This is a genomic window from Corallococcus sp. AB045, from assembly GCF_003668895.1.
Classification (GTDB): Bacteria; Myxococcota; Myxococcia; order Myxococcales; family Myxococcaceae; genus Corallococcus; species Corallococcus coralloides.
Genome location: NZ_RAWN01000338.1, coordinates 1 through 5,546, shown reverse-complemented (window position 1 = coordinate 5,546; position 5,546 = coordinate 1). Strand labels below are relative to the sequence as shown.

The 5,546-nt window shown below is 71.5% G+C and carries 5 protein-coding genes; 2 read left to right on the top strand and 3 right to left on the bottom strand.

Going from position 1 to position 5,546, the window contains the following annotated elements; all coding sequences use genetic code 11:
* Positions 1-107: 107 nt before the first annotated feature.
* Positions 108-425 (top strand): DUF4398 domain-containing protein, encoded by a 318-nt coding sequence (locus D7Y21_RS39900; RefSeq protein WP_120563936.1) that lies wholly within the window; start codon positions 108-110, stop codon positions 423-425.
* Positions 426-442: 17 nt separating this feature from the next.
* Positions 443-1,870: an OmpA family protein gene (locus D7Y21_RS39895; RefSeq protein WP_120563935.1), complete on the top strand. Its 1,428-nt coding sequence runs from the start codon at positions 443-445 to the stop codon at positions 1,868-1,870.
* 466 nt (positions 1,871-2,336) lie between these two features.
* Here D7Y21_RS39895 and truD read toward each other — a convergent pair whose 3' ends face one another.
* From truD to D7Y21_RS39880, 3 genes are all read right to left on the bottom strand, one after another.
* On the bottom strand, positions 2,337-3,359 hold the full coding sequence (gene truD, locus D7Y21_RS39890; RefSeq protein WP_121718498.1) for a tRNA pseudouridine(13) synthase TruD: 1,023 nt from the start codon (positions 3,357-3,359) through the stop codon (positions 2,337-2,339).
* Positions 3,356-4,675 (bottom strand): DUF4388 domain-containing protein, encoded by a 1,320-nt coding sequence (locus D7Y21_RS39885; RefSeq protein WP_120563933.1) that lies wholly within the window; start codon positions 4,673-4,675, stop codon positions 3,356-3,358. Before D7Y21_RS39885 ends, truD begins: the two co-directional genes overlap by 4 nt.
* A 7-nt stretch (positions 4,676-4,682) precedes the next feature.
* On the bottom strand, positions 4,683-5,546 hold an 864-nt coding region (locus D7Y21_RS39880; protein WP_121718497.1), incomplete at its 5' end, for a thioredoxin domain-containing protein.

The window sequence follows — 5,546 nt, the reverse complement described above, 5'->3', positions numbered from 1 at the left end:
GCCCGGCCCCCTGCTTCACGCCAACCGCCCGATTCTTGACCCCCCCGGAGGCGATTGATACGACCGGCGACCAGTCTGTCTCCGCTCTGTCGACCGAGGCCCCCGTGATGACGAAGCAGTCGCTCCTGTTGGCGTTCGCGGGCGTGCTGACCGCATGTGGCCCCGTGAAGTCCACGTCCAACATCCTCGACGCCGAGGTGCAGATCCAGGCCGCGCGCACCGCCGGGGCGGAGAAGGATGCCCCCTACGAGTGGACGGCCGCCAACCTCTACCTGCAGAAGGCGCGGGAGGAGGTCGGCTATTCGGACTACCAGGCCGGTGTGGACTTCGCCGTGAAGGCCTCGCGCTTCGCCAACGAGGCGCGTGAGAAGGCCATGTCCGCGGCCAACAGCGGCGACTCCCAGGGCCGCCCCCAGAACCCGTGACGCCCGAGCGTTCTCCGATGAAGCGTCTGTCCCAGTCCGCGCTTTTCACCCTGCTGCTCACCTCCCTCGCCTGCGTCAGCGGCAACAAGATCCGCGCTGACACGGAGGTGCTCACCGCCGACGTGGAGCGCGCCCGCCGTGGCGGTGCCCTGCGCTGCGCGCCCGCGGAGCTGGCCGCCGCGGAGGCCAACCTCGACTTCGCCCGCGGAGAGCTCAGCCAGGGCAACAGCTCGCGCGCCGCCCAGCACGTGCGCGACGCCGACACCGCGGTGAAGCGCGCCCTGGAGCTGTCCAAGAACTGCGGCCCGCGCCAGGTGCTGGTGCGCGACCGTCCGGAGACGCCGCAGGCGCAGCCGGAACAGCCTCAGCAGCCCACCCAGCCCCAGCAGCAGGTGGTGGTGAGCATCGAGGAGACAGACAGCGACGGCGACGGCGTGCTGGACAAGGACGACCCCTGCCCCGAGCAGGCCGAGGACGTGGACGGCTTCCAGGACCAGGACGGCTGCCCGGACCCGGACAACGACAACGACGGCGTGCTGGACACGCAGGACAAGTGCCCGCTCATCCCCGGCGTGGCGGAGAACAACGGCTGCCCGCCGGAGGCCCCCAAGGACCGCGACGGCGACGGCGTGCTCGACAACGCGGACAAGTGCCCGGACCAGCCCGAGGACAAGGACGGCTTCGAGGACGAGGACGGCTGCCCGGACCTGGACAACGACCTGGACGGCATCGTGGACGGCACGGACAAGTGCCCCAACGAGCCGGGTCCGCTGCAGAACCTGGGCTGCCCCATCGTGGACAAGGACGGGGACGGCATCAACGACGACAAGGACAAGTGCCCGGACGAGCCGGAGGACAAGGACGGCTACCAGGACGACGACGGCTGCCCGGACCTGGACAACGACAGCGACGGCGTGCCGGACGCGCAGGACAAGTGCCCGAACGAGTCCGGCCCGCAGGAGAACAGCGGCTGCCCGGATCCGGACCGCGACGGCGACGGCGTGGTGGACCGCCTGGACGCGTGCCCTGACGACCCGGGCGTGAAGGAGGAGCGCGGGTGCGCCAAGCAGTACAAGATGGTCATCGTCAAGAAGGACCGGATTGAGATCAAGAAGCAGATCCTCTTCGGCACCGGCTCCGCGAAGATCATCGGCAAGCAGAGCACCACCATCCTGGATGAGGTGGCGCAGGCGCTGAAGGACGCGCCGTGGATCCGCAAGATGCGCATCGAGGGCCACACCGACTCGATGGGCAACGACACGGCGAACCTGAAGCTGTCCCAGAAGCGCGCCGACGCGGTGATGGCGCAGTTGCTCAAGCGCGGCATCGACCCGGGCCGCATGGAGGCCGTGGGCTTCGGTGAGACGAAGCCCGTGGCCCCCAACAACACGAAGGCGGGCCGCGCGCTCAACCGCCGCACGGAGTTCAACGTCATCCGGCAGTGACGTGACGCCCCACCCCGCTCCGTCCAGGACGGAGCGGGACAAGCGGTTCCCTTCGCGCCTCCCCGGGCCTCACGCCCAGGGAGGCGTAGTCGTTTCCGGGCACGAAGCCGAGCCAGGTACAGCGGCCCCGCGTCCCGCCGCGGGCCGCCTCACGAAGCAGCGCCAGGGCGCAAGAGCGGCCCTCGCGCCCCTCCGCGCCGACACATCGCTAGCGCGCTCGTCAGCACGAGGCAGCCGCCCAGCGCCGCGCTCGCGCATGCTGGGGGCCGCGGCTGGCCTTGGGTAGCGAGTGCGGCACGGCGGTGGCGAAGCGCCGCTCCCGCACGTGCCGGGGCCTCAGCCGTCCTTGAGCGAGTGCGGCACGGCGGTGGCGAAACGCCGCTCCCGCACGTGCCGGGGCCTCAGCCGTCCTTGAGCGAGTGCGGCACGGCGGTGGCGAAACGCCGCTCCCTCACGTGCCGGGGCCTCAGCCGTCCTTGAGCAGCTCGTGCAGCACTTCGGTGGCGTAGGCGCCGCGCGGCAGCTCGAACGTGAGCAGCGCGTCCTCGCCATCCGCCGTGAGCTCCGCCGCGCCCAAGCGCACGCGGTACGGACGGCGTGTGCCTTCCGTCTCGTCGCCACCGCGCTGGAAGTCGCTCAGCGTGATGCCCGCGTCCGCGAGCAGCCGCGCCTCGAACTCCGCCACCTCGCCCTTCGAGGCGGTCATCTTCGGGCCGAACATCGGGCCCGCCGGGCTCACCTCGAATGAGGCCACGCGCGGACCGTCCACGTCCGGCGCCTCGCACACGAAGAGGCCGCCCGTCTCCTCCTTGCGCAGCACGTCGCCCAGGAGCGCCGTGGCGAAGGTGCCCGCGGTGAGCCGCGCGGCCAGCGCCTGGTTGAAGAGGCGCGACTGGAAGGCGGACAGGTACAGCTTGCGCTGGAAGCGGTCCGGCCGCTTCGGCAGCCGCTGCCCCAGCAGCAGCATCCGGCCCAGGTCCGCGTTGTCCCCGGCCCGCCCGAAGCGCTGCTCCCCGAAGTAGTTGGGCACGCCCTGCGCGGCCAGCCGGGAGAAGGACTCCCGCGCCGCATTCATGTCCTGCACGCCGCGCAGCCGCAGCCGGAAGCGGTTTCCCTTCAGGTGCCCGGTGCGCAGCTTGTTGCCGTGCCGCTTCGCCTCCAGCACGCGCACACCGTCCAGCGCGAACTCCGGCACGCGCGCCTCCGCGTTCGCGGGCACGGACAGCCACTGCCGAGTCACCGCCTGCCGGTCCTTCATGCCGGCAGCGCCGATGTCGTCCTCGCGCACGCCCAGCGCGGTCGCCAGCGCGCGCACCACCTCGCGCGTGTCCCGGCCGCGCTTCTCCACCCAGAGGTACAGGTGCGTGCCCTCGCCGGACGGCAGGTACGCGGGCAGCTCCTCCACCTCGAAGTCCTCGGGGGTGAGCTTGAACGCGCCGCCGCACCCGGGCACGCCCGCCGTCAGTCGCGGAAAGCCGGTGTCCGTCACGGCGCCTCGAGCGTGGCCAGGAGTTCTTTCACCCGGCGGGCCAGGTCCTCGTCCGCGCGCGACTCCAACAGCTCCCCCGCCTGGAACAGCAGGAAGAACATCACGTCGCTCAGCGCCTGACGGAACGAGGCCAGCGGCTCGCTGCCCAGGTGGGCGCGGTGCTTGTCGAAGGCCTCCATCAACCGGCCCTCCGGCAGGCTCCCGTCCGCCGCGAACGCCAGCCCCTCCAGCACCGGCGACGACGACAGCGCCTGGTTGGACAGCGCCGCGTTGGCCGCCGCGATGAACTCGCGGTCCATGCCGGAGCGGGCCACCTCGTCGCGGATCTCCCGGAAGATGAAGTTGAAGACGCGCGCCACCGGCCGGGCATCCACCGGAGCCGCCGCGCGCACCGGCGGACGCACGCGCGGCGCGGCCGTCTTCTCCGGCGCCACGGCCGAGGCGGGAGCCCCCGCCGGCTTGTCCGTCAGCCCCGCGAAGCCGCCCTCCAGCAGGCGGAAGACGACCTTGGTGACGTCGAACTCGGACAGCCGCGCCGCGTGCCCCAGCTCCAGCACCGTGCGCCGCCCGTCCAGCATCGTCAGCACGCGGTCCTCGTCCTCCTCCAGCTTGCCGTCGGACGGACGCTTGCGCGCCACGTACATGCGGCCGTGGGGGATGCGCTTCCGGAAGTGCGCCATCTCGTCGATCTTCCGGATGCTGTCCATCAGCAGGCTCTGCGTGGACAGCTGGAGCGAGTGGCCCGTCTTCTCGTCCAGCGGCTGGTCGATGAGGAAGAACGACCCCTCGCGGCACAGCACGATGGCGTGGAAGATCTCACTCACCTGGTGCGTAACGCACTTGAAGAGGTCGTGCGCCTGGAGCACGCCCTTCTCCACCAGCGCCCGGCCCAGCTTGGACGCCGACTGCTCGCGCAGCGCCGCCTCCACCTGCGCGCGGTCCGCGTAGCCCAGCCGCACCAGCACCTCGCCCAGCCGGTCCGCGGGCTCCTCGGAGGTGGCGCCGCGCACCTCGCCCTCGCGCAGCGTGAGCGACCGCTCGCCGCCCGGCGTGTGCACGCGGATGACGCCGCTCCAGCGCGACTGGCTGAGGAACGCGATGAGGTCGGACAGGGGGAAGCCTCCCGCGTCCCCTGAAAGCACCACGCGCGGCGTGGGGATGGAGCCCCCTTCCGGCGGAGTGCGGGAGAACACCAGCAGGTCGGGCGCGGTGGGCATCAGCGCGTACGTCCCCGAGCGTCCCGCGAGTGCGGGGATGCCGGTGCGGTCCTCGGGGACCAGCTGCGCGGCGCCATCGATGCGGAAGCGTTGGCTCATCGAAGGGTCAGTCAGCGGCCCACGCGTTGTTGTTCGCGCGCCACTCCACCTCGTCCTCCATGCTGTGCTCGAGCTGCGCCTCCTGGAAGCCCAGCTCGTAGGCACGTCCATTGAAGAACACCGACGGGGTGCTGTTGATGGCCGCCCTGCGCCCCTGCGCGTGGAAGCCTTCGATTTCGTCCTTGTACTGATCCGTCTTCAACACGGCCGCCAGCTTGTCCCCGTCCAGGCCCACCGACTTCGCCAGCGCGGGCAGCGCCTCCGGCTTGAGGTTGTCCTGCTGGCCGAAGAGCGCGTCGTGCATCTGCCAGAACTTGCCCTGGTCGCGCGCCCACAGCACCGCCTGCGCGGCGGGGACGGCGTTGGCGTGCATGGAGAGCGGGAACGGCAGGTAGCAGAAGCGCACCTCGCTGGGGTGCTTCTTCGCGAAGCCCTCCAGGATGGGCCGGGCCTTGCCGCAGAAGGGGCACTCGAAGTCGGAGAACTCCGCCACCGTCACGGGCGCGTTGGCGTCGCCCTGGCACATGCGCGGATCCACCTTGAGCTGCACGCGCGGCTCGCGGAAGGACGCGTAGTACTTGGACAGCGTGACGATGACCTCGCTCGCGGGCCCGCCCTCCGCCACCATCCGGGCGGACAGCCGCGCCATCCGCTTCGCGTGCTTGCAGGACGTGTGCTGCTTGAGGCACGCGCCCAACGAGTGGGGGCAGCCGCAGTAGCAGAACTCGTCGCTGAACACCGTGGCCAGCTCGCGCCTGGCCGCGGGCGGCAGCGCGGAGAAGTCCATGCCCGGAATGCCCGTCAGCGCCTGCGCCGGATCCACCGGCGGCGCCTCCGCGGCGGGGCTCGGGGCCGGAGCGGCGGCCGGGGC

Coding starts and splice junctions, on each gene's coding strand:
- D7Y21_RS39885 (WP_120563933.1), bottom strand. CDS start 4,675: ATGAGCCAACGCTTCCGCATCGATGGCGCCGCGCAGCTGGTCCCCGAG.
- D7Y21_RS39900 (WP_120563936.1), top strand. CDS start 108: ATGACGAAGCAGTCGCTCCTGTTGGCGTTCGCGGGCGTGCTGACCGCA.
- D7Y21_RS39895 (WP_120563935.1), top strand. CDS start 443: ATGAAGCGTCTGTCCCAGTCCGCGCTTTTCACCCTGCTGCTCACCTCC.